Origin of the sequence: Dactylosporangium sp. NPDC050688 (assembly GCF_040654515.1) — a bacterium.
Taxonomy (GTDB): Bacteria; Actinomycetota; Actinomycetes; order Mycobacteriales; family Micromonosporaceae; genus Dactylosporangium.
The window spans coordinates 134,555-157,530 of sequence record NZ_JBFAIC010000018.1 but is presented as its reverse complement, the minus strand read 5'-3'; the positions used below and the strand labels follow the sequence as shown (position 1 = coordinate 157,530).

The following is a 22,976-nucleotide window of genomic DNA, read 5'->3' as shown; positions in this document are numbered from 1 at the left end:
AGGGCGTGCTGACCAGCGTCGCGGACGCCAACATCGGCTCCATCCTCGGCATCGGCTTCCCCGGCTGGACCGGCGGCGTGCTGCAGTACATCAACCAGTACGACGGCGGCCTGCCGGGCTTCATCGCCCGCAGCCGCGAGCTCGCCGCCCGCTACGGGTCCCGGTTCGAGCCGCCGGCACTGCTGCTGCGCAAGGCGGAGCGGGGCGAGCAGTTCGTCTGAGCCCGGGCGTCAGGAGCAGTTCTCCTGGTTCAGCGTAGTCGCGGGACAGCTCTACGTTTGCACGGTCCTGACGCTGCTCGGCCGGCGCGGCCGGTGGGCGTACCGGGCCAGGCACGCACTGGCCTGACCGTAGGCTTCCGGAGGGCCACAGACGGTTTGTTGGCAGATCATCCGCTGGCAGGTGCATTGCTACGCTCGAAGGCATGACCGCACCGACGCGGGTCGAGCCCGACCTTTCGTTCCTGCTCGACCACACCAGCCATGTCCTGCGCACGCGGATGGCCGCGGCGCTGGCCGAGATCGGCCTGACCCCGCGGATGCACTGCGTGCTCGTGCACGCGCTCGGCGCGGAGCGCACGCAGATCCAGCTGGCCGAGATCGGCGGCATGGACAAGACGACGATGGTGGTGACCGTCGACGCACTGGAGAAGGCCGGGTACGCGCAGCGCCGCCCGTCCAGCACCGACCGGCGGGCCCGGATCATCGCGGTGACGCCGGAGGGCGCGCAGGTTGCCGAGCGCAGCCAGCACATCGCCGACGGCGTGCACGCCGCGGCCCTGGCGTCGTTGCCGGAGGACGAGCGTGCGGTGCTGGTCCGGGCGCTGAACCGGCTCGCGGCCGGGCACCTGGCGACACCCGCGGAGGCGCCGGGGGTGCGGCGCGCCCGCCAGTGACGCATCACGTACGTCCGTTGGAGATGGTTCCGTAGCAGACGATCTGTTACGGTCGTGCTATGGGAACCAACCGTGGGGCGGCCCTCGCCGTCCTTGCCGCCGGCATGCTCATGACCGTCCTGGACGGCAGCATCGTGACCGTCGCCATGCCCGTCATGCAGGCCGACCTCGGCCTCAGCCCGGCCGGCCTGACCTGGGTCGTCAACGCGTACCTCATCGCGTTCGGTAGTCTGCTGCTGCTCGCCGGGCGCATCGGCGACCTGCTCGGCCGCCGCCGGATACTGCTGGCCGGCACCGCCGTGTTCGTGCTCGCCTCCGCTCTCGCCGGCCTCGCGACCGGCCCGGCGATGCTCATCGCGGCCCGCTTCCTGCAAGGCGCCGGCAGCGCCATGTCCAGCGCGGTCAGCCTCGGCATCATCGTCACCCTGTTCCCCGCCCCGGCCGAGCGAGCGAAGGCGTTCGGGGTGTTCGCCTTCACCGGCGCCGCCGGCGCCTCCATCGGCCAGGTCCTCGGCGGGGTGCTCACCGACCTGCTCAGCTGGCACTGGATCTTCCTGATCAACGTACCGATCGGGGTCGCCGCGCTCGCCCTGACCGTGCCGTTCGTGCCCGCCGACCGCGGCCTCGGCCTGCGCGCCGGCGCCGACGTCCTCGGCGCGGTCCTCGTCACCACCGGCCTGATGACCGGCATCGCCGCCGTCGTCCAGCCCGCCGGCCGGGTGCTGTTCTCGGTCGCCGCGGTGCTGCTGCTGGCCGGGTTCGTCGCCCGGCAGGCCACCGCCCGCACCCCGCTGATGCCGCTGCGGGTGCTGCGCTCCCGCCAGGTCGCCGGCGCCAACGTGCTGCAGATCCTGATGATCGGCGCGATGTTCTCCTTCCAGATCCTGGTCGCCCTGTACATGCAGCGCGTCCTGCACTACACCGCCCTGCAGACCGGCCTGGCCATGCTGCCCGCCGCCCTGGCGATCGCCGTGGTGTCGCTGCTCGTCTCGGCCCGGGTGATCGCCCGCGCCGGCGAGCGGGCCACCCTGATCATCGGCCTGGCGCTGCTGGTGCTCGCCATGGCCTGGCTCACCCGGCTGCCCGCCGACGCCCGTTTCGCCCCGGACCTGCTGCCGGTCATGCTGCTCATCGCCGGTGGCGGGCTCGCCCTGCCCGCGATCACCGGCCTGGGCATGTCCGGCGCCCGCGCCGACGACGCGGGGCTCGCCTCGGGGCTGTTCAACACCACCCAGCAGCTCGGTATGGCCCTCGGCGTGGCGGCCCTGTCCACGGTCGCGGCTTCCCGCACGGCGGGACGGCTCGCGGACGGCGCGACGGAGGCGGTGGCGCTGACGGACGGGTACCGGCTGGCGTTCACGGTGAGCGCGGCGCTACTGGCGGCGTCGATTCTGGTGGCGGCGCTGGTACTGCGCGCCCCGGTCCGCCCTGCGCGTACCGACGGCAGCCAGGTCGCGGAGCCGGAGCCGGCGGCGCGTGCGTGATCCGAATGGCGGTTCGGACCACAACTCTATACGCTGTATAGCGTGATTGACGCTCGGAACCTCCGTAAGCGGTACGGTCGCAGCGCCGCGCTCGACGGCCTCGACCTCACCGTCGCCGCCGGCACCGTGCACGGGCTGCTCGGCCCCAACGGCGCCGGCAAGACCACCCTCGTGCGCATCCTCGCCACCCTCGTCCACCTCGACGCCGGCACCGCCACGGTCGCCGGCCACGACGTCCACCGCCACCCCGAGCGGGTTCGCGCCGCGATCGGCCTCGTCGGGCAGCACGCCGCCGTCGACGAACTGCTCAGCGCCCGGCAGAACCTCGTCATGTTCGGCCGGCTCAGCCACCTCGGCCACCGCGCCGCCGGGCACCGCGCCGACGCGCTGCTCGAACAGTTCGGCCTCGCCGGCGTGGGGGAGAAGCCCGCCGGCCGGTTCTCCAGCGGGATGCGCCGCCGCCTCGACCTCGCCGCCGGGATGATCCTCACCCCGCGGGTGCTGTTCCTCGACGAACCGACCACCGGCCTCGACCCCCACGGCCGCGCCGAGGTGTGGACCGCCGTGCGCCGGCTCGCCGCCGCCGGCACCACGGTGCTGCTCACCACCCAGTACCTCGACGAAGCCGACCAGCTCGCCGACCATATCAGCGTCCTGCACCACGGCCGGGTCATCGCCGAAGGCACCCCGGCGCAGCTCAAAGGCCCCGACCGGCTCGACGTGCACACCACCGGCGACCCCACCGCCGCCGCGGAACGCCTCGCCGCCCTCGGCCCCGTCAGCGTCGACGGGCAGCGTCTCAGCGTCACCGTCCACGACCGGGTCGCCGCCCTCACCCTCGCCGCCGGCCTGCCCGGCATCGCCGACATCACCGTGCGCCGCCCCACTCTCGACGAGGCGTTCCTGCACCTGGTGCACCAATGAGCGGTCCGGAGCGCAGCGGAGGGCTGCGAATCATGGGCTCAGGGTGGAGCTCAGGCCGGTGCCGGAGCGCAGCGGAGGTGGCGGCATGAGGTGGGCGCTGCACGACGGGTGGGTCATGACCCGCCGCGAGCTGGCACACCTGCGCCGCGCCCCCGGCCAGCTCGCCCTCACCCTGCTGTTCCCGGTCCTGCTGGTGCTCATGTTCGCCTACGTCCTCGGCGGCGGGATGCGACTCGCCGGCGGCGGCGACTACCGCGAGTACCTGCTGCCCGGCATGTACGCCATGACGATGCTGTTCGGTGTCGAGTCGACGTTCGCCGCGATCGCCGCCGACACCGGCCGCGCCGTCGCCGACCTGCTCACCTCCGCGCTCGGCCTGCTCGTCATGCTCGGCTGCGGGCTCGCCGTCGGCTGGCGCTTCCACGACGGCCCCGCCGCCGCGCTGACCGCCGTCGGGCTGCTGCTGTGGCTGCGCTTCGCCGTACTGTGGGTCGGCATCTACCTCGGACTGCTCAGCGGCGACCCGCAACTGCTCGTCGCCGTGCAGATCCTCGTCTGGCCCGTCGCGTTCCTGTCCAGCGCCCTCGCCGCACCGCACGACATGCCCGCCTGGCTCGGCGCGCTGGCACACTGGAACCCGCTGTCCGCGACCGCGGACGCGACCCGCGCCCTCTTCGGCAACCCCGGCGGCGGCGCGACCTGGCCAGCCCTGCTGTGGCCGGCGGTCCTCACGGCCGTGTTCGTGCCGTTGTCCGTCAGGCAGTACCGACGGCTGTCCCGGTAGACGGTAGAGTAGAGCGTTCGGGCATCAAAAAAGGCGCCCTCGGGCGCCTGACTGATGGAAATGTTAGCCGACTGGAGACGGGTTGTCAAACGCATCCGAGCTCGCAACTGAGCAAGCGCATCTCACGATGCTGTACGGGCACCTCGACAGACTGCGGGAGGACGCCTCCGCCCAACTGCAACGGGCGCAGCGCTTCACCGGGGGCACCCCCGCCGACCGTTCCCACCGCGACTCCGAGACCACCCTCTACACCGACCGGGTCGGCCAGTACAGCGCCGTGGAGAACGGGCTGTGCTTCGGCCGGCTCGACTTCCACCACGATCACGAGGTCCGCTACATCGGCCGGATCGGCATCTTCGACGAGGACAACGACTACGAGCCGCTGCTCATCGACTGGCGGGCACCGGCCTCACGCCCGTTCTACCTGGCCACCGCCGCCGCACCCGAAGGGGTCCGGCGGCGCCGCCACATCCGCACCGACCGGCGCACCGTCACCGGCATCGACGACGAGGTCCTCGACCTCGACGAGGCCCACCACACCGGCCGTGGCGCCCACGACGGCGTCGCCGGCGAGGCCGCCCTGCTGTCCGCGCTGAACGCGTCCCGCACCGGCCGGATGAAGGACATCGTCGAGACGATCCAGGCCGAACAGGACCACGTCATCCGCGCCGACCTCAACGGCGTCCTCGTCGTGCAGGGTGGCCCCGGCACCGGCAAGACCGCCGTCGCCCTGCACCGTGCCGCGTACCTGCTGTACACCCACCGGCAGATGCTGTCCTCCCGGGTCGTGCTCATCGTCGGGCCCAACCCGACGTTCCTGCGCTACATCAGCCAGGTCCTGCCGTCCCTCGCCGAGACCGGCGTCCTGCTCGGCACCATGGGCGACCTGTTCCCCGGCGTCGTCGCCCACACCGACGAACCCGCCGAGATCGCCGAGATCAAAGGCCGCGCCGCCATGGTCGACGTCCTCGCCGCCGCCGTCCAGGACCGCCAGCGCGTCCCCGACGAACCCGTCGCCATCCACCTCGACATCCTCGACGGCGCCGCCGTCATGCTCGACCCGGAGGTCATCGCCGACGCCCGCGACCGCGCCCGCCGCTCCGGCAAGCTGCACAACCTCGCCCGCCCCGTCTTCGACACCGAGATCATCCACGCGCTGTCGCTGCTGGTCGCCGACACCATCGGCATCGACCCGTACGCCGACGACCCCCTCGGCGGCGACGACGCCCCCGGCGACCCGCAGATCCTCGAAGAGGCCGACCTCGCCGAGATCCGCCGCGAGCTGCGCGGCGAGGCCGAGGTCCTCGGCGCCCTGGACTGGCTGTGGCCCATCCTCACCCCGCAGCAGCTCGTCGCCGGCCTGTACGCGTCCCCGGCACGACTGACCGCCGCCGGCGCACCCCTGGCGTTGCAGCGCTCCGCCCGGTCCGGCTGGACCCCCGCCGACGTGCCGCTGCTCGACGAGGCCGCCGAACTGCTCGGCGAGGACGACACCATCCGCGAGATCATCGCCGAACGGCAACGCAAACGGCAGATCGCCTACGCCGAAGGCGCCCTGGAGATCGCGTTCGGCTCCCGCTCCATCGACGTCGAGGACGAGGACGACCCCGAGCTGCTGTCCGTCACCGACCTGCTCGAGGCCGACCGGCTCGCCGAACGCCACGACGAGAGCTCCGCCCTCACCCCGGCCGAACGCGCCGCCGCCGACCGCAAGTGGGCGTTCGGCCACGTCATCGTCGACGAGGCACAGGAGCTGTCACCCATGGCGTGGCGGCTGCTCATGCGCCGCTGCCCGTCCCGCTCCATGACCGTCGTCGGTGACGTCGCCCAGACCGGCGACCTCGGCGGCGCCGCCTCCTGGGCGTCCGCCCTCGACCCGTACGTCCCCGGCCGCTGGCGGCTGCGCGAGCTCACCGTCAACTACCGCACCCCGACCGAGATCATGGCCGTCGCCGCCGGCGTCCTCGCCGGCATCGATCCCGACCTGGAGCCGCCCCGCTCCGTCCGCGCCACCGGCGTCGACCCCTGGATCCGCGGCGTCATCCCGGCCCGCCTGCCCGACGCCCTGGCCGAGGCCGCCCTCGCCGAGGCCGCCGAGGCAGGCGACGGCCGGCTCGGCGTCATCCTCCCCGCCGGGTCCTTCGCGGATCTGGTACCGGCGGTGCTCAAGGTCCTCCCGGACGCCGCCGTCGGCGACGAACCGGAACTGTCCGCGAAGGTCGTCGTCCTCACCGTCAAACAGGCCAAGGGCCTCGAATTCGACGGCGTCATCGTCGTGGACCCCGACCGCATCGTGGAGGAGTCACCCCGCGGCGCGAACGACCTGTACGTCGCCCTGACCAGAGCCACCCAGCGGCTCGGTGTGCTGCACCCGGGCACGCTGCCGGAGACGCTGCTGGCGGTCGTCGGCATGTGACGGTGACGGGCCCGCTCGGGTCTCCCGGATGCTTTCGGTGTCCGGGAGACCTGGCTCCCTGCCCGGGCGCCAGGTTTTGTACCGCGCGCCGTGTGAATCCGTGGGTTTCTCGGTGGGAGCGTGATGGGTCGGACTCCAGCACGCTCACCGAACCGGCGCCGACCCGGGGAAGCTAGCCCCGTGCCGACCTGTCCGTGAGCGTAGCAACCCCTCGGATGAACCCTCCGGCGGCGGGGTCCACCTGCGCGGTCCACCCCAGTTTCCCCAGCTCAGCCGCGAGCCCATCCGCGTCGTGGAACAGTTTGACGATCTCGTGCTCGCTGCCGTCCTTCAACGTGCGCAGCACCGTCGCCCGGTCCCCGGGCACCACCCGCTCCGTGTCCCGCTCGGCTGCGTCGGTGTCCACGAACACCACCCGCCCACCCGGCCGGACCGCCTGCGCCACCATCGCCCAGAACGCCGCGAACCGCTGCGGCGGCACATGCGACAGCCAGAACGCGAAGAACACCGTGTCGTACCGCCGCCGCGGCTGCCACGCGAACAGGTCCACCTGCTCGAACGTCGCGGTCACCCCCGCCGCCTCGACCCGCCGCCGGGCGATGTCCAGCATCTCCGGCGCCCCGTCGACAGCGGTCAGGTGCGTCGCCCGCTGCGCCAGCCGCACCGTCCACTGACCGGTCCCGCACGCCAGCTCCAGCACGTCCCCGCTCACCGGCAGCTGCTCGACCAGCCCGGTCAGGGTCCGGAACCCCCGCTCGGCGTACACCTCGTCGTACTCCGGTGCCCGCGCCCTGTAGTACGCCAACTGCCCGTCCAGCAGCGCTTCCAACCCGTCCGACATGCCCGGCAGTCTATGCAGATGCCTGGAGCGTTCAGCGTCCTCTGCGTATGTAGGCGCGGAACGACAGCGGCACGAAGATCACCAGGAGCGCGGCCGACCAGAGCAGGACGGCGGTCACCGGGTGCGCGAGTGGCCAGGCCACGTCGCCGGACGGGGCGCCCGGGTTGCCGAACAGCTCCCGTGCGGCGGCGGTGAGCGCGCTCACAGGGTTCCAGTCGGCCAGGAAGCGCAGCCAGCCCGGCATGCCGTCGGTCGGGACGAACGCGTTCGACAGCATCGTGAACGGCAGGCCCAGCGGCACCATCGCGTCGGCGACCTGGTCGTTCTTCACCGCCAGGCCCACATGGACGCCCACCCAGCTCAGCGCGTACCGCAGCACGACCATCAGCAGGAACGCCTGGGCGGTGGGGATCAGGCCGCGGTGCGGGCTGCCAGCCCACCAGCAGGCCCGTGCCCACCATGATGGCCAGCATCAGCAGGCCGGTCAGCAGGTCGGCGCCGGTCTGCCCGAACGGCACCGCCAGGCGCGCCATCGGCATGGAGCGGAACCGGTCCATCACGCCGCGGGAGGCGTCGCCGGCCGTCCGCGTCATCACCCCCAACCACGCGGAGAACGTCACCATCGCGAACAGGCCGGGCATGAGGTACTCGCGGTAGTCGCCGCCGTCCGGCACCTGGATCGCGCTGCCGAAGACGTACCCGAACAGCACGACCATGATGACCGGGAAGATCAGCGCGGCGACGATCTGTCCAGGTTCTTGCCGCAGCCGTCCCAGCTCGCGGCCAATCAGGGTCAACCCGTCGGTGAACGTCCAGCGCAGGCGGCTCAGCGGTGAGGTGTGGGTGGTCATCGGACGGGCTCCTTGCGGTCGGTGAGGCGCAGGAACACCTCGTCGAGGGTGGGGCGGCGCAGCCGAACGTCGGCCGCGGCGACCCCGGCGTGGTCAAGCTCGCGCACGATGTCGGCGAGCCGGAGGCCGCCGGCAGGTAGGACGACGCGGAGTCCGGCGGCGCCCGTCGGTGTGGGATCGTTGCCGGCGAGGGTGTTCAGCACGGCCATCGCCGCAGGCATCGCGGCGGGGTCTTCGATGGTGACGTCGAGGCGATCCCCGATCGTGGCCTTCAGCTCGTCGGGCGTGCCGGCGGCGATCACCTGCCCGTGGTCGATGACGGCGATGTCGTCGGCCAGGCGGTCGGCTTCGTCCAGATACTGCGTGGTGAGCAGCACCGTGGTGCCGTCGGCCACCAGCTCGCGGATGCTGTCCCAGATCTCGCCGCGGCTGCGCGGGTCCAGGCCGGTGGTGGGCTCGTCCAGGAAGAGCACCTCGGGGCGCAGGATGAGGCTGGTGATCAGGTCGAGGCGGCGCCGCATGCCGCCGGAGTAGCCGGCGACCGGGCGGTCGGCGGCGTCCATCAGGCCGAAACGGTCGAGCAGCTCGTCGGCCCGCCGGCCCGCCTGGCGGCGGGGCAGGTGGTACAGGCGGCCGAACATGCGCAGGTTGCCACGGCCGGTGAGCTTCTCGTCCACGGCGGCGTACTGGCCCGCGAGCCCGATCCGCTCGCGCACTTTGCCGGCCTCGCGGACGACGTCGTATCCGGCGATGCGGGCGTGCCCGGCATCGGGGTCGGACAGGGTCGCCAGGATGCGCACCGCGGTCGTCTTCCCGGCGCCGTTCGGCCCGAGCACGCCGCACACCGTCCCTCTCGGGACGCTCAGGTCCAGGCCTCGGAGCGCACGGGTGTCGCCGAAGGACTTGTGCAGCCCTTCGGCCACCACGATCAGGTCCGCCATGACCCCTCCACTGGGTACGTTGTACGCGGTCACGGCGGTCAGCGTAAGAGACTGGGTACTATGTACGCAACCAGGAGGGTGGAACGGTGACCGACGCCGAGTACGTGAACATCTGGATGCGACCCGAGCGCCCGGCCTACGGGCCGAAGCCGGCCTACAGCCGCGCGCAGATCACCGAGGCAGCGATCCGGATCGCCGACGCCGAAGGGCTGGAGGCCGCCACCATGCGGCGGATCGCCGCCGAGATCGGCGCCGGCGCGATGTCCCTCTACCGGTACGTCCCGAGCCGCGACAACCTGGTCGAGCTCATGACCGACCGGGTGATGGGCGAGATCGACGTCACGGGCATGCCCTCGGGTGACTGGCGCGCCGACCTGACCCGCTACGCCGGCGGGCTACGGGCCATATGGCTGAGGCACCCGTGGATCGCCACCGTGCAGCGGTCACTGCCCAGCTTCGGCCCCAACCAACTGTCCTTGATCGAAGGGCTGATGGGAGTGCTCGACACCGTCGTCTCCATCGACGAGAACCTCGGCCTCATAGCCATGCTGAACAGCTACATCGAGGGCACCGTCCGCGAGGAGATCAGCTCGGCCAAGGAATTCCGCCGCAGCGGGCTCAGCGAGTCGGAGTGGATGGCGCGGAGCCACCCATACGTCGACCGGCTGGTGAAGAGCGGGGAGTACCCGATCTTCACCAAGATCGTGATGGAGGCGAGCCACCCGCACCTGAGCCGCGACGACCAGTTCCAGTACGGGCTCCAGCGCGTCCTGGACTGCATCGCCTCAGCCCTCCCGTCAACGGCCGAGTAAGGCTCGCCTCGTCACGGCGGCGTTGGCGAGAGCACTGTCCTTGACCTGGCAGGTGGCGCGGCGAGCCGATGACCGCCACCGCCCCTCGCGCATCGACTTCCGGCTCGCGCACTGGCCGACAGGAGCCCTGCGCTCTCCTCTGATCGCCCGCGCGCCCCATCCAAGCCCCGCAGGGAAAGGGGCCGCCTCGGGCTGAGAAAGACGCAACGCACCTCCTTGACCAGCTGCGGGCTGCGCCGGGGGAGCGGGGGAGCAGCGCACGTCCCAGGAACGCGCGACGCCGGAGCGCTCAGCGGCGAGGTCAGCGCAGCAGCGCCTCCGGCACCCGTAAGTCAGGCCCGGCGTACAGCTGCGACACCTCCGCGGGATCGTCCCGGGCGGTCACCGCCGCCACCCGGTCCATCAGCTCGTCGTAGTCGGGGCCGGTCTCACCCTTGTACGCCGCGTCCATCCGCCCCCACTCGTCCCACGGCAGCATCTCCACCTTGTTGAGCGCCGCCAGGTCACGCACCGCGTTGCCCTGGATCTCCGCCGGGCCGAAGTTGCCGGTGCCGGCCACCCCGAACCGGGTGGCGTCGACGCGGCCCTCCCGCCACGCCGTCCACGCCTCACCACCGGTCAGGAACAGCCCGCCGGCGAGGTCCTCGGGGTGCGGCACGATCGTGCCGCCGATGTACTGTGCGTCGGTGCGCACCCAGCGGCCGTCGCGGAGGTGCTCCACCACCCAGTGGTCGATGCCGTGGCCCGGTTCGAAATACGTGCCGAACCCGCACCTGGCCCTGGCCGGGATGCCGTGCAGGCGCAGCAGCGCGACGGTCAGCACCGTGAAGTGCCGGCAGGTGCCGACGACCCGCCGCACGGCCGGGCGGGGCACGTGCAGCGGCGCGCCGTCCAGCCGCAGCACCGCGGCGACGATCTGCGCGGCGTGCCGCAGCTGGTTGTCGGCGAACCGCGCCTCGGGCAGCTCGAGCCCGGGCGTGTCGAACGGGTGCACGACGAGCGTGCTCGCGAGCCGGCTGATGCCGTCGGCGTCGGTCGGCAGCCCGGCGAGGGCGGCGGGCGGCACGGTGGTCAGGTCGGTGAGTGGTCCCGGTGCGGTGTAGTCGGTCCCCGTCATGCCCAGGAACGTACCGCCCGGGTACGACACTTTCCCGCCGTTCTAGTTGACATAATGTGCATTATCGAACATCCACGGGGCGGCGGGTTGTAGGCTGCCGTCCGTGCGATACGTCGATGATCTCGACGCCCGCGCGTACCTCGCCGAACTGCCACGACTCGCCGACGCCGCTGCTGTACCTCGGCGACCGCTGGAACTGGCTCGGCCGCATCGCCGCGGACGGCGCCTGGGTCGTCGGCGTGCCGCACCGCCGGGCCGAGCCTGCCGAGGGCCGGATGGACGCGCTGATGCACGTCCTGAGCCGGCCCTGGCAGGAGGTGCTACGGCAGTGGCCCGACGGAGCGCCGCCGCTGGACGGCGTCGTCCGGCATGCGATCAGCGAGGCGTTCGGCTCGTGGGAGGGTTTGTCCGCCCTCGACTGGCTGGAGCGCGGCTATCCCCTGTCCGACGAGCTGCGGGCGGACCTGCTGGCGGTCCGGCAGGGCCGGCGCCAGGATCAGGGCCGGCGCAAGCGAGCGTTTCTGCTTTCGCGCCATCACGAACAGTGACGAGATTCCGGACGGGTATGCCAGATCTTCGCAGGTGGGCACGAATATCCCCCGCCCGGGTGACGCGACGCTAGGTGATTGGCGTATGCGGCCGTTACCCTGTGCGTATGCGTGAGGTGCGCAAGGAGCGGGTCACGGTGACGATGCCCGCCGAGGAGGCCGCTGCGGTGCGGCGGTTCGTGGACGCGGGTGGCGCGGAGTCGGTGTCGGCGTATGTCGCCGAGGCGGTGCGGGGGCGGCTGGCCAGGGATCGGGCGCTGCTGGCGTTGAACGAGCTGTACGCGCGGCGTGGCGTGCGCATGAATGCGGAGCACCACGCGTGGGCGCGTGAGGTGCTGGGGGTGGCACCCGCCGGGCCGGTGTCGTGACCGCGGTGGGCGGGCGCATCCTGGACAGTTCGGCGATCCTGGGGTTCGTGGCCGGGACGCCGTACAGTTCGGCGATCGTGTGGCACGCGGTGGACCAGGGTGTGGTGCTCGCGGTGCCGGCGGCGGCGCTGGCCGAGGCGTGGGCGCAGACCTCCCCCAAGGACTATGACGTGATCAAGGTGCTGCTCAGCCTGCCGGTGGTGGTCGTGGACGACCTGACCGCCGCGGACGCCGTGGACAGCGGCGCGCTGTTCGGCGGTGACGGCGGTCCCGCCTTGATCGCCGCAGCTCATGTGGTACGCCGGGCGCAGGCTCGACCTGGCTGGGCCATTGTCACGGACCGCCCTGAGGTGCTGCGGACCCTCGACCCGCACGCGGAGATCGACGAGCTGCCCTGAGCACTCGATCATGTCGTACGGTGTGTCGCGTTCGAAAATGTCATACCCGACTGGTAGAACGATTCCGACACATGTTCGATTGAGGAGGGTGCGATGGCAGCCGCGCGAACCGCGGCCGGGGGCTTGTCGACGGTGGAGCTGGAGCAGATCCGGGACACCCTCGCGGCCGGCCGGAAGCCGAAGGTCGTGTTCACGGAGGCTGCCGGCCAGATCGCCGGGCAGCTCGGCCAGGTCGTGCAGCTCATTGACCCTGAGCTGTCCGAGGAGTGGGTCGTCGTCCGGTTCGGCCGGGACGAGCTGCCCTTCTCCCCCGCCGACCTGAAGATCGCCCCGAAGGCGGCGCCGGCGCGTCGCACCCCGACTGTTCCAGCCCCTCGTGAGGAGACCCCCGTGGCCGCGCCGTCCACCGTCGAGCAGCCCGCCGCGTCCACGCCGGTCGGTGCCGCCGCAGAGGCCGTCCCGGCCGACCAGCCGGTCCCCGCCGCGGCGGCGGCGGACGCGGTGCAGGGCGGCAAGGACACCGGCGCGGCGGCCGGTAAGGCCGGTCAGGACGGTAAGAACACCGGCAGGGACAGTGCTCAGGACGGCAAGGAGAAGGAGCCGGTGAAGGAGTCTGCGGGAGTGCCCGCACCGAGGGCGACCCCGGCGAAGAAGGCCGCGGCGAAGCCGAAGGCGCCGGCAGGGCTGACGGTGACGCTCGCGTATGCCGACGGTGAGTGGACGGTCGCGGCCAACCAGGGCGCGAAGGCCCTGGCGAAGCCGTATGTCATCAAGGCCAGCGAGGCGCTGAAGATGGTCGGCATGCTCGACGTGCCGGGCGTGCACGAGGCGGTCGAGGAGATCGTGTCGGCCGCCCGGGCGGAGGCGGAGTCGCAGGCGGAGCGATTGCGGGCCGAGCTGGCCGAGATCGAGGCTCGCCTCGCGGAGCTGCGCGAGGCCGAGTAGCTGCCGAGTAGCTGCCGAGTAGCTGAGCGCTGCCGGCAGGTGACGGTGGTTCGATCGCTGTTTGCTGCCGAGGAGCCGCAGGGGATGCTCCCGGGAGGACGCCGAGGTGGGCCCGCGTCAAGGGCCTGCCGGAGCTTCTTCGGTGGTAGGCGCGGTCGGCGGGGCCTTCGCCGGTGGTCGCCCGGTCAGTGGGTGTGGTGCCGGGTCGTCGGTGGGTGTCGGCGGTCCGGCAGAGGGATTTGCGTTGTCGCGTGGCGGCGTTACCGTTCCATGGTCGATTTCGGACTCAACGGTGGCGGGGCATGACGGACGTGGAGCAGGGCGCGGCTGACCCCGTGGTGGACGGTGGGGCGCCGGGCGTTCGGGTGGGCGTCTCCCCCGCCGGATCCGTCGACGCCGCGGAGGACGCCACGGAGACCGAGGCGGCCGGGATTGCCGAAGCGGCGGGGGTTGCCGAGGGGGCGGAGGCTGCGGAGGCGACCAGGGTCGCCGAAGTGACGGGGACTGCCGACGCGACCGGGTCGGCCGATCCCCGTCTGCTGTCCCGGGAGCATGCCGGCGACGTCGAGGTCGAGCAGGGTGCCGGCGGCGGTTCCAGTCAGGCGCCGGCGGTCGGTCGAGCGGCGGCGGACAGCGCCGGCGGGGTGCGGTGGCGGGTGCCGCGGACGTGGCGGGTGTTGCTGTTCCTGGCCAGGATCGTGGTCATGCCGGTGGCGCGGTTGCGGGTCACCGGGGACGTGCCGGCGGTGTTGCGGGACGGGCCGGTCATCTTCGCGGCGAACCATGTGGGGCCGTTCGACCCGGTCGCGGTCACGGCGGCGTGCCGGGTGGTGCGGCTGGCGCCGCGGTTGATGGCGACGGGTGGGTTGTTCCGGGCGCCGGTGGTGGGGTCGGTGATGCGGGCCGCGGGGCACATCCGGATCAACCGGCGGCAGGCGGACGTCGGCGACGCCGTGGATGTGGTGGCTGAGGCGCTGGCGGTGGGGTCACACGTGCTGGGGTACCCGGAGGGGCGCATCACGCTGGATCCGGGGATGTGGCCGGAGCGGGGCAAGACGGGGATGGCGCGGATCGCGTTGCGCGCGCGGGTGCCGGTGGTGCCGGTCGCGCAGTGGGGGGCGCACGAGGTGGCGGCGTGGGGCGGGTTCGGGCCGACGGTGCGGACGCTGGCGCGGTCGTTGCTGCGCCGGCCGGTGGTGCGGGTGCACTTCGGGGCGCCGGTGGACCTGTCGGACCTGGACGCGGCGGTGCCGGGGGCGGCGCAGCGGGCCACGGACCGGATCATCGACGCGATCACCGCGGACCTGGCGCGGCTGCGGGTGGATGAGCCGCGGCTGCCGCGGTACGTGGACCCGGTCAGGCCGTTGTCGACGCAGCGGCGGCACCGTCCGCAGCGGTGACCGCACCGGGGTGCCGCGGCATGAACACGTCCCCCGGGTCCTCGGTCTCGACCGTGCGGCCGTGACGGGCGTACCGGCGCCGCGCTTCCCTGCCACTCCCCCGCCGGCCGGAGCGCGTGGTGGGGTTCGCGTGTCCGGGGCACCAGGGGTGTCAGCGGCCCGGGCAGCACTACCCGGTGGATCGCTGTGCGCCGGGAGACAGGGATCCACCGGGTAGCAGGGATCCACCGGGTTGTACCCGTGGAGCCATCGTTCGGGACGACGTAGGCGTCCACCGGGAGTAACGCAACGTCGCTGCGCCGGCTCGGTCTGCGCCTCAAGCCGGCCGAACCGGCCGAGCCGCTCGAGGTCGGCGCAGTTCGGCGTCGGCTGGGGTGGCGGGGCGCACCGTCCGCGGCGGGTCACGCCCGACGTACGTCAACGGCATCCTGAGCGGGCAGGCCGGCTGCGGCGCAACCGGTCTGCCCGCCGAAACCGTTCACCGAGCACCGTCCGCGAAAACGCGGTCAGCCGCCTTCACGGCGGATGCGCAGGTACGCCAGGACCGCCTCGCGGGTGGTGCGCACGCCGAGGGCCTCGCGGGCCTCGGCGATGCGCCGGTTGGCGGTGCGCAGCGACAGGAACTCCGCGGCGGCCGCGGCGGCGATGGTCTCGCCGCCGGCGAGGCGTTCCAGCAGGGCGCGTTGCTCGGGGGCGAGCTGGGGGCCGCCGCCGCTGGGTTCGGGGGTGGTGCCGAGGTCCGCGTCGGGGTCGGTGGTGACGGGGCCGATGCGGGCCAGGTCGGCGAGCAGGGCCCGGCCGATGTCGCCGCCGGCGTCGCAGATGGCGACGATCCCGGCGCCGCGGGCGGCGGCGAGCAGCGCGAGCTCGGCGGTGTCGGCCTCCGCGACCCGCCCGTACAGGGCGAGGCGTGCCTCGGACACGTCCCAGGCCTGGTCGGTGAGGGCGAACCCTTCACGGGTCGTCCAGCCGGCCCGGGCGAGTCTGCGCAGCACGGTGGTCGCGTCGCCGCCGGACGCGACCACGTAGCGGGGTGCGTGTGCGGGGTCGCCCGCCATCAGCGGCCCTGACCGTTTGCCTGACCGGTCACCTGATCGGTGGTGCTGCCGGTCGGTCGGGGCGGTTCAGCGGGTGTCATCCGCCAACGATGCGGTGTTGGGGTGCTCACGCACAAGTGGACACCGTTACTCATCCAAGTTCCTCGATTGCGAGCGCGGCGGCTTCGGTGCGGGTGCGGGCGCCGAGCTTGCGCATCCCGGAGCGGATGTGGGTTTCGACGGTTTCGCGGGAGATGCCGAGCTGCCCGGCGATGCGGCGGGTGGGTTCGCCGTTGGCGACGAGGCGCAGCACGTCACGTTCCCGGTCGGTGAGGTCGTCGCCGGCGCGCCGGCCGCGGGTGTCGCGGCGGATCGAGTGCCGGCGCAGCGCCCGCCGGGCCCGGCCGAGGAGCACGACGAGCCCAGCCTCCTCGGCGAGGCGTTCGGCCTCCAGCAGCGGCGGCACGGCCAGTTCGGCGTCGTCCTCCAGCATGCCCTGGGCGAGCAGGCAGCGGACCTCCTCGCGGCGGGCGAGGTCGCGCCAGGCGGCGGCGGCCGCGGCGAACAGGTCGGGGGCCTTCCACGCGTCGAGGGTCGCGGCGACCGCGGACAGGGGCCGGTCCCCGGCGTCGCCGGCGGCGAGCGCGGTGTCCCCGGCGTCGTAGGCGGCCCACCGGGCGGTGATCCGGCGCAGCCCGTCGACCAGTGGCGGGGCGGGCAGGTCACCGGCGCGGCCGGCGGCGTGGTCGGGCTGCCCGTCCAGCCATGCGGCCTCCCGGGTGACCCAGTCCAGGACCGGTTGGGTCGACGACGGCCGGCCGGTGAGCGCGTCGAGGCGGGCGCGGGCCGGGGCGAGCAGCCCGCCGTCGGCCTCGGCGAGGCTGGCGGCGGCGACGGCGTAGCCGCGGGCGACCGCGGGCAGGGTCCGGTCGGTGAGGTCACCGGCGCGGCGGACCACCTCGTCGATCTCTTCGCCGCGCAGCGCGTCGCACCACAGTTGCGCGGCGATGAACCGGGTCTGCCACGAGTAGGCGAGGTCTCCGGCGCAGGCGGCGGCGGCCGCGGCGGCGGCCTTGGACGCCTCGGCCAGCCGCGCGTCGGCGGTGAGGGTCTCCACCAGCAGCCACGCCGACCAGCGGGCGGCGAGCACGTCACCGGCCTGCCCGGCGGCCGACGCGGCGGACGCGAGCCCGTACTCCCAGCCGGGGCGGCGGGTGCCGGCCCGCACGGCGGCGATCGCGGCGCGCAGCCCCGGGTGGGCGGGCGCGTCGCCGTGCACGCCGAGGAGCTCCTCGGCGCGGCTGAGCGCCGCGTCGGGGTCGGTGGACAGGGTCGCGAGCAGCCGGACCCGGTCGCGGGCGCCGAGGACGTCGGCGGGCGCGTCATCGGGTACGCCGGCGACGGCGGTGGCGGCGGCTGCCGCGTTGCCCTGCTGCAGCAGCGCCTCACCGCGCAGGACCGCGCCGACGGCGCCGATCGCGGGGTCGTTGACCGCGTCGGCGTCCAGCACCCGCAGGCAGGAGCCGGGCCGGCCGGCGGCCAGGGCGGTGCGGGCCGCGTCGAGGCGCACGTCCGCGGCGGCGGTGACGCCGGGCAGGTCGCACGCGAGCAGCAGCAGTTCGGCGCGTTCGCCGGTGGATGCGGCGGTACGGGCGGCGCGGACGGCGACCTGGTATGCGTCGCCGGACGCGCCGGCGGCGGCGAGGTGCCGGGCCGCTTCCCGGGGCGGGACGAGCCCGGCGAGGCGCCGGTGCAGCGCGACCCGTTCGGCGGGTTCGAGCAGGCCGGCGGCGACCTCCGCGGTGTACGGCGACACCGGCGCGGCGATCCCGGCCTCGTCGACCTCGACCAGGCCGGTCGCGGTGAGCTCGGTGATGCCCTCACCGAGGACGGTCGCGGTGACGGGCCGGCCGAGCAGGCCCAGCGCGGCCATGGCGGTGCGGGCGGGCCGGTTGAGGTCGGCGAGGGCACCGGCGACGGTGTAGGCGAGGCCCTTGTCGGAGTCCTGCGGGGCGCCGCCCTGCGCGACGTGCTTGGCCAGGGCGGTCACGGCGAGCGGGACACCACCGGCGCGGCGCACCAGGTCGGCCACGACGGTCGTGGACGCGCCGGGCGCGATCTGCCGCACGAGCGCGGCGGCGGCGTCGGCCGGCATCGCGGGCACGTTCAGCCACGCCGCGGCGGCGGCGCGCAGGACCTGTTCGGCGTCGCCGGGCAGGCGGTGCGGCGTACGTAACGTGACGGCAATCCGACAGTGTTCCGCGATGGCGGGCAACGCGGCGATCGTGAGCGGATCCGCCCACTGCAGGTCATCCAGGAGCAGCAGACCGTGACGGACCCGGGACCTGACGGCCTCGGCGAGCAGCGGCGCCTCATGTGACGGCAGTCGCACCCGCACCGCCCGGGACAGCGGCAACGCCGGCACGCCACGCAGCATCGCCAGGGCACCACCGGCGAACACGGTGCCGCGGAACGTCTCACCGAGCCGTTTCAGCACCGTGGAGCGGCCCGTGCCGGGCGCTCCCGCGATGACCACCAGACCGGGGTTACGCAGGGCGTCGACCGCCGCGGCGACCAGGTCGGCGGGCGGCCACGCGGCCGCGCCCACCGTTGCCCGGCCGGCCGTCGCGCCGACCGGCCCGGCCCCGGCGCCTGGCTCGTCAGTCGGTGCCTCAGGCACTTCTCGCCTCCATTCGTGGCACGAACATGGGATCCTGCGCGCGCAGGATATTCGTAATGTGTGTGCCGTACGTGCGTGACATGACGGTCTGATTCCACCCGGGAGCGACAAATGAGCGAGGACCACCCCTTGGAACCCCGAGGGTACGTCGGCATTCTGGCTGAACACACCGGCCTCGCGCAGTCGGTGATCAGTCTCCCCGGGCACGTATCAGCGGCACGCACGGTGCAGGGCTGACGACGTGGCTCCAGGACCACTCAGCACCCGGGTCGCCGACCTGTGCGCCGAGGTCGGCAACCGGCTCGGCGGCGGCGCCCAGGCACAGGTCGTCGACGTGCGCCGGCGCCTCGGCGAGCCGCTGCGCGTCGCGATCGCCGGCCGGCTCAAGTCCGGCAAGTCGACCCTCGTCAACGCGCTCATCGGCCGGCGGGTCGCCCCGACCGAGGTCGGCGAGTGCACCCGCATCGTGACCCAGTTCCGGTACGGCACGTCCGACCGGGTCGACGTCGTCAAACGCAACGGCGCCCGGGTCAGCCTCCCCCTGGACGAGGCGGGCATGATCCCGCAGCGGCTCGGCGTCGCCCGTCACGACGTCGCCTACGTCGACGTGACCCTCACCAGCGACCACCTGCGGGACCTCACCGTCGTGGACACGCCCGGCCTGTCCAGCGCGAACACGTCGGTGTCGGACCAGGCCCGCCGGTTCCTGTTCTCCGAGGCGCCGATCGACGACGACCTGGACTCCGACTCCGCCGGTGCCCTGTCCGGCGCCGAGGCGATCATCTACGTGTTCACGCAGTCGGTGCGTGAGGACGACGTGCAGGCACTGGAGGCGTTCCGGTCGATCTCGGCGCGGCTGTCGAGCAACCCGATCAACTCCCTCGGCCTGTTCAACAAGGTCGACAAGCTCGCCGGCGGCGGCCAGGACCCGTGGCCGATCGTCGCGCCCCTGGCCAGTGACCAGTCGAAGGTGCTGCGCCGCGTCGTGTCCGACGTCGTGCCCGTCGTCGGGCTGCTCGCCGAGACCACCGAGGCGGGCCGGCTCACCGCCGCGGACTGCGAGGCGCTGCGGCAGCTCGCCGCGCTCCCCCAGGGGGAACGCACCGTCCTGCTCGCCTCCGTGGACCTGTTCACGACCCGTGAGTGCGGCATCACCCGTGAAGCGCGGGAGCGGCTGCTGCGCCTGCTGGACCTGTACGGCATCAGCTTCGCCATCGCCCAGCTGGTCAACAAGCCGACCCTGGCCACCGGTGAGCTGGTCCGGATGCTGTTCCAAGCCTCCGGGTTCCCGCGGCTGCGGCAGACCCTCGACCACGCGTTCCGGTGGCGCACCGACGCGATCAAGGCCGGGTGGGCGCTGTCGAGCCTGGAGAAGATCGCCAGCCACGCAGAACGCCCCCACGACCGGGAGCTGCTGCGCGACGCGATCGAACGGGTCCTGCAGCAGCCGGAGTCGCACCGGCTGCGGCTGCTGGAGGTCGCGCAGCTGGTCACGACCGGCGCCGTGGACCTGCCCGACCAGATGGAGGGCGAACTGACCCGGCTCGCGCTGTCCAACGACCCCGGCTGGATCCTCAACCTGCCGGGATCCGACCGTGACCAGATGGTCCGGGCCGCGTTGGACGCCGCGACCCGGTGGCGGGCCTACGCCGTCGCCGGTGCCAGCCCGTCCCAGTCGCGGGTCGCGCTCGTCGCGCACCGCGGCTTCTACCTGCTGTCCCAACGTATCCGTGGCCAAGCCCGTGTCAACTGAAAGCACCCACCCCCAGGAGCCGACGATGTTCTCGTCCTCCAACAGCCTGCGGCTCGTCGCCGTGGCTGTTGCTCTGATCGTCGCCGTGCTCACCGGCGTCGCGACCGGCCTGCTCAGCGGCGCCCCCGACTGCCCGGCGGTGCCGGCGGCCACCACCGCCGCGACGACCCCGCCGCCGGCCCCGGCGACCGGCAACGGCGGCGCCGGCATCGGTGACTCCCTCGGCGGTGGCGGCGCCCCCGAGCAGCCGCCGAAGCAGCAGCAGACCCAGGGCCAGCCGGCCGGGCAGGTCGTGCAGGCCGCCCAGCCGGCGTGCACCGCGAAGGAGCCGTTCGGGGTGACCGCGGCGGCGACCGCGTTCGTCGGTGCCCTGCTCGTCGGCGCGGCGCTGCTGCTGCTGTTGCTGCTGTCGGCCCGCAACGCCCCCCGCCAGGTGCAGGTGCCGGTCGCCGCGGGCCGCGGCAACGGCGCCGGCCCCGCCGACGCGGACCGCCGCGCCCTGGTCCAGGCGTGCATCTACGTGCGGGACCGGGTCACGTCCAAGGCGCTCGGTGATCGGCTCGGCATCGCCCTGGCCGAGGCCGGGGTCACGACCCTGGAGCCGACCGGGGTCCGGTTCGACCCGGCGCACCACGAGGCCGGCGGCGCCGCACCGTCCAACGACCCGGCGCTGATCGGGTCGATCGCGGCGGTGGAGGTCCCCGGGTACCTCGACCGTGACGGGCGGGTCCTGCGCGCCCCGATCGTCACCGTGTACCAGGCCGCCCGCAACCCGGGCGGGCCGACCGGCGCGCACCCGACCGTCCAGCAGCCCCAGCAGCACCCGACCAGCCAGCAACCACGCAGAGAGCAGCCCCGATGACCTCGACCGAGAATGCGGCGCCACCCGCGAACAACAAGAAGCCGCCGAGCCCCGAGGCGGCTCTGGGCAAACTGCTCAAGGCCGGCGTCGACGGGTCCCTCGCGTACCTGCGCAAGATCGACCCGGACGCGGCGGCGGACGTGGACACCGAACGCCGCCGCGACGTGCAGCGGCCACGCATCGTCGTGGTCGGTGAGACGAAGCGTGGCAAGAGCAGCCTGACGAACATGCTGATGGGCGTGCCGAACCTGTCCCCGGTCGACGCGGCGGTGGCGACCGCGTCGTACCTGGAATTCACGCACAACACGCAGCACGGCGCCCGCGCCTACGTCCCCGGCCGGGAGGACCCGATCCCGCTCGGCCTCGGTGACCTGCGCGACTGGGGCACCGTGCTGGGCCGGCTGCCCGACGGGATGCGCCCGCCCCGCCGCATCGAGGTGCACCACTCCGCGCCGCTGCTGCAGTTCCTGACGCTCACCGACACCCCCGGTACCGGCGGCCTGGACTCGATGCACGCCGAGGTCGCGATGGACGCCGTGGAGCGGGCCACGGCCCTGCTGTTCGTCGTGGACTCGTCCTCGCCGTTCTCCAAGCCGGAGATGAACTTCCTCATCGAGGCCAGCAAGAAGGTCAACTTCGTGCTGTTCGCGTTGACGAAGGTCGACGCGTACCCGGGGTGGCGCACGATCCTCGCCGACAACAAGGGCCAGCTGCAGACGCACGCGCCCCGGTTCGGCTCCGCCCCCTGGTTCCCCGTCTCCGCGCGGCTGGCGGAGCTGGCGATGACGCTGCCGAAGGAAGCCGCCGGTGAGCTGATCCGCGAGTCACGCATCGCGGAGCTGCAGCACGCCCTGATCGACCTGGCGAAGAAGGGCCACCTGCTGCAGCAGGCGAACGTGCTGCGCTCGGTGCGTTCGGAGTACATCCGCATCGACCAGGAGCTCGGCGACCGGATGAAGGCGACCGACCCGGACCCCAAGGACGCCGAACGCGCCAAGGAGGAACGCGCCCAGGTCGCCACCCGCAAACGCACCGAGTCCCGCCAGTGGTCCCTCGCGCTGTCCACCGAGACCCAGCGGGCCCGGGTCGAGGCGACGACGCGGCTGCGCTCGTACATGACGCAGCTGCAGGAACAGTTCATGGAGAAGATCGACAAGGGTGGCCGGGGCGACATCACCGACCTGCCCGCCGAGGTCGACAAGGCCCTGTACGCGCTGTCGGTGCGCCTGTCGCACGACCTGGAGTTCCGGTTCCGCAAGGTCGGTGAGCGGGTCCTGGCGCAGGTGTTCCACCCCAACGAGCTGCAGCACGTGCTGCGCGGCCTGAACGCGAAGCTGCGCCACGCGCTGGGCACGAAACCGCGCCGGGACGGCGGCAACGGCGACGGCGCGATGGTCGTCATGTCCTCGGCCGGTATGGCGATGATGGCCGGCCGTGGCGCGATGGCCGGTGCCGGCGCGATCGGTCTGGCCGGCGTCGCCGGTGCGGGCCTGGTCATCCCCGTCATCGGTATCGGCCTGGGGCTCGCCGCCGGCGCGTACATGATCTTCAAACGGAAGAGCATGACGGACAAGGTGCAGGCCCGTACGTGGCTGCGGGAGGTCCTCGGTGAGGCCCGCGCCGCGCTCGCCGACGAGATCATGCACCGGTTCACGGACCTGCAGTACGCGTTGACCCTCGCCCTGGACGAGGCGATCGAGCGGCGGCTCAAGCAGCTGGACGCGCACATCGCCAACATCGACAAGTCCCTGGCGGAGGACAAGGCGGAGCGGGCCAAGCGCAAGGCGGCGCTCAACACCGAACGGGAAGGTCTGCGCGCCCGCATCAAGCAGGTTGACGAGGTCCTCGTGCGGGTACGGGCACTGGCACCGAACGCACCCGCGGACGCGGCCGACGCGCCGGCCGAAGCGTAAGGGGGTT

Annotated in this window: 20 protein-coding genes and 2 pseudogenes; 15 read left to right on the top strand and 7 right to left on the bottom strand. The window is 73.0% G+C overall.

Annotated elements, in window-relative coordinates:
* The 6 genes and pseudogenes from AB0H83_RS19910 to AB0H83_RS19885 all read left to right on the top strand — a co-directional run.
* A pseudogene (locus AB0H83_RS19910) lies at window positions 1-221 on the top strand (3-hydroxyacyl-CoA dehydrogenase); the annotation flags it as partial.
* A gap of 203 nt (window positions 222-424) precedes the next feature.
* Complete coding sequence (locus tag AB0H83_RS19905; protein ID WP_360095606.1) at window positions 425-895, top strand: MarR family winged helix-turn-helix transcriptional regulator; 471 nt, start codon at window positions 425-427, stop codon at window positions 893-895.
* A gap of 59 nt (window positions 896-954) precedes the next feature.
* Window positions 955-2,379, top strand: coding sequence for an MFS transporter (locus AB0H83_RS19900; RefSeq protein ID WP_360095603.1), 1,425 nt, complete (start codon window positions 955-957; stop codon window positions 2,377-2,379).
* A 42-nt stretch (window positions 2,380-2,421) separates the two neighbouring features.
* Window positions 2,422-3,303 (top strand): ATP-binding cassette domain-containing protein, encoded by an 882-nt coding sequence (locus tag AB0H83_RS19895; protein ID WP_360095600.1) that lies wholly within the window; start codon window positions 2,422-2,424, stop codon window positions 3,301-3,303.
* A gap of 85 nt (window positions 3,304-3,388) precedes the next feature.
* Window positions 3,389-4,087, top strand: coding sequence for an ABC transporter permease (locus AB0H83_RS19890; RefSeq protein WP_360095597.1), 699 nt, complete (start codon window positions 3,389-3,391; stop codon window positions 4,085-4,087).
* A gap of 127 nt (window positions 4,088-4,214) precedes the next feature.
* A complete protein-coding gene (locus AB0H83_RS19885) occupies window positions 4,215-6,503 on the top strand; it encodes an ATP-binding domain-containing protein (protein ID WP_360095594.1) in 2,289 nt (762 codons plus the stop codon).
* 172 nt (window positions 6,504-6,675) lie between these two features.
* Here AB0H83_RS19885 and AB0H83_RS19880 read toward each other — a convergent pair whose 3' ends face one another.
* From AB0H83_RS19880 to AB0H83_RS19865, 4 genes and pseudogenes are all read right to left on the bottom strand, one after another.
* Window positions 6,676-7,344, bottom strand: coding sequence for a class I SAM-dependent methyltransferase (locus AB0H83_RS19880; protein WP_360095591.1), 669 nt, complete (start codon window positions 7,342-7,344; stop codon window positions 6,676-6,678).
* A gap of 31 nt (window positions 7,345-7,375) precedes the next feature.
* Entirely contained in the window at window positions 7,376-7,729 is a 354-nt protein-coding gene (locus AB0H83_RS19875; RefSeq protein ID WP_360095588.1) for an ABC transporter permease, read from the bottom strand.
* Window positions 7,730-7,829: 100 nt separating this feature from the next.
* Window positions 7,830-8,195: pseudogene (locus AB0H83_RS19870) on the bottom strand (ABC transporter permease); the annotation flags it as partial.
* On the bottom strand, window positions 8,192-9,136 hold the full coding sequence (locus AB0H83_RS19865; RefSeq protein ID WP_360095627.1) for an ATP-binding cassette domain-containing protein: 945 nt from the start codon (window positions 9,134-9,136) through the stop codon (window positions 8,192-8,194). The pseudogene AB0H83_RS19870 and the gene AB0H83_RS19865, both read right to left, overlap by 4 nt.
* 86 nt (window positions 9,137-9,222) lie before the next feature.
* On the opposite strand from AB0H83_RS19865, the gene AB0H83_RS19860 reads away from it, so the two are divergent.
* Window positions 9,223-9,948: a TetR/AcrR family transcriptional regulator gene (locus AB0H83_RS19860; protein WP_360095585.1), complete on the top strand. Its 726-nt coding sequence runs from the start codon at window positions 9,223-9,225 to the stop codon at window positions 9,946-9,948.
* 301 nt (window positions 9,949-10,249) lie between these two features.
* Here the strand turns inward: AB0H83_RS19860 and AB0H83_RS19855 are convergent, their stop codons facing one another.
* Window positions 10,250-11,065 carry a transglutaminase-like domain-containing protein gene (locus AB0H83_RS19855; RefSeq protein WP_360095582.1) on the bottom strand — a complete coding sequence of 272 codons (816 nt, stop codon included), beginning with the start codon at window positions 11,063-11,065 and terminating at the stop codon, window positions 10,250-10,252.
* Window positions 11,066-11,181: 116 nt separating this feature from the next.
* Here AB0H83_RS19855 and AB0H83_RS19850 point away from each other — a divergent pair, with 116 nt between their 5' ends.
* The 5 genes from AB0H83_RS19850 to AB0H83_RS19830 all read left to right on the top strand — a co-directional run bounded on the left by AB0H83_RS19850 (window position 11,182) and on the right by AB0H83_RS19830 (window position 14,724).
* The gene (locus AB0H83_RS19850; RefSeq protein WP_360095579.1) at window positions 11,182-11,613 is read left to right on the top strand and encodes a hypothetical protein; all 432 of its coding nucleotides are present in this window, start codon (window positions 11,182-11,184) and stop codon (window positions 11,611-11,613) included.
* A gap of 107 nt (window positions 11,614-11,720) precedes the next feature.
* Window positions 11,721-11,981 (top strand): hypothetical protein, encoded by a 261-nt coding sequence (locus tag AB0H83_RS19845; protein WP_360095576.1) that lies wholly within the window; start codon window positions 11,721-11,723, stop codon window positions 11,979-11,981.
* 5 nt (window positions 11,982-11,986) lie between these two features.
* Window positions 11,987-12,379 carry a hypothetical protein gene (locus AB0H83_RS19840; protein ID WP_033357454.1) on the top strand — a complete coding sequence of 131 codons (393 nt, stop codon included), beginning with the start codon at window positions 11,987-11,989 and terminating at the stop codon, window positions 12,377-12,379.
* A 93-nt stretch (window positions 12,380-12,472) separates the two neighbouring features.
* Window positions 12,473-13,324: a hypothetical protein gene (locus tag AB0H83_RS19835; protein WP_360095573.1), complete on the top strand. Its 852-nt coding sequence runs from the start codon at window positions 12,473-12,475 to the stop codon at window positions 13,322-13,324.
* 644 nt (window positions 13,325-13,968) lie between these two features.
* Window positions 13,969-14,724: a lysophospholipid acyltransferase family protein gene (locus tag AB0H83_RS19830; protein ID WP_360095624.1), complete on the top strand. Its 756-nt coding sequence runs from the start codon at window positions 13,969-13,971 to the stop codon at window positions 14,722-14,724.
* A 506-nt stretch (window positions 14,725-15,230) separates the two neighbouring features.
* On the opposite strand, the gene AB0H83_RS19825 is transcribed toward AB0H83_RS19830, so the two are convergent.
* Both AB0H83_RS19825 and AB0H83_RS19820 read right to left on the bottom strand, forming a co-directional pair.
* Window positions 15,231-15,782 carry a LuxR family transcriptional regulator gene (locus AB0H83_RS19825; protein ID WP_360095570.1) on the bottom strand — a complete coding sequence of 184 codons (552 nt, stop codon included), beginning with the start codon at window positions 15,780-15,782 and terminating at the stop codon, window positions 15,231-15,233.
* A 130-nt stretch (window positions 15,783-15,912) separates the two neighbouring features.
* On the bottom strand, window positions 15,913-18,441 hold the full coding sequence (locus tag AB0H83_RS19820) for a LuxR C-terminal-related transcriptional regulator (RefSeq protein ID WP_360095567.1): 2,529 nt from the start codon (window positions 18,439-18,441) through the stop codon (window positions 15,913-15,915).
* Window positions 18,442-18,682: 241 nt separating this feature from the next.
* Between AB0H83_RS19820 and AB0H83_RS19815 the strand changes: the two genes are divergently transcribed.
* Genes AB0H83_RS19815 through AB0H83_RS19805 form a run of 3 tightly spaced genes read left to right on the top strand, consistent with a single transcriptional unit; the run spans window position 18,683 to window position 22,969 of the window.
* Window positions 18,683-20,194: a dynamin family protein gene (locus AB0H83_RS19815; RefSeq protein WP_360095565.1), complete on the top strand. Its 1,512-nt coding sequence runs from the start codon at window positions 18,683-18,685 to the stop codon at window positions 20,192-20,194.
* A 25-nt stretch (window positions 20,195-20,219) separates the two neighbouring features.
* Window positions 20,220-21,056, top strand: coding sequence for a nucleotide exchange factor GrpE (gene grpE / locus AB0H83_RS19810; protein ID WP_360095563.1), 837 nt, complete (start codon window positions 20,220-20,222; stop codon window positions 21,054-21,056).
* Window positions 21,053-22,969 carry a dynamin family protein gene (locus AB0H83_RS19805; protein ID WP_360095560.1) on the top strand — a complete coding sequence of 639 codons (1,917 nt, stop codon included), beginning with the start codon at window positions 21,053-21,055 and terminating at the stop codon, window positions 22,967-22,969. The genes grpE and AB0H83_RS19805 overlap by 4 nt, the downstream gene beginning before the upstream one ends.
* Window positions 22,970-22,976: the final 7 nt, after the last annotated feature.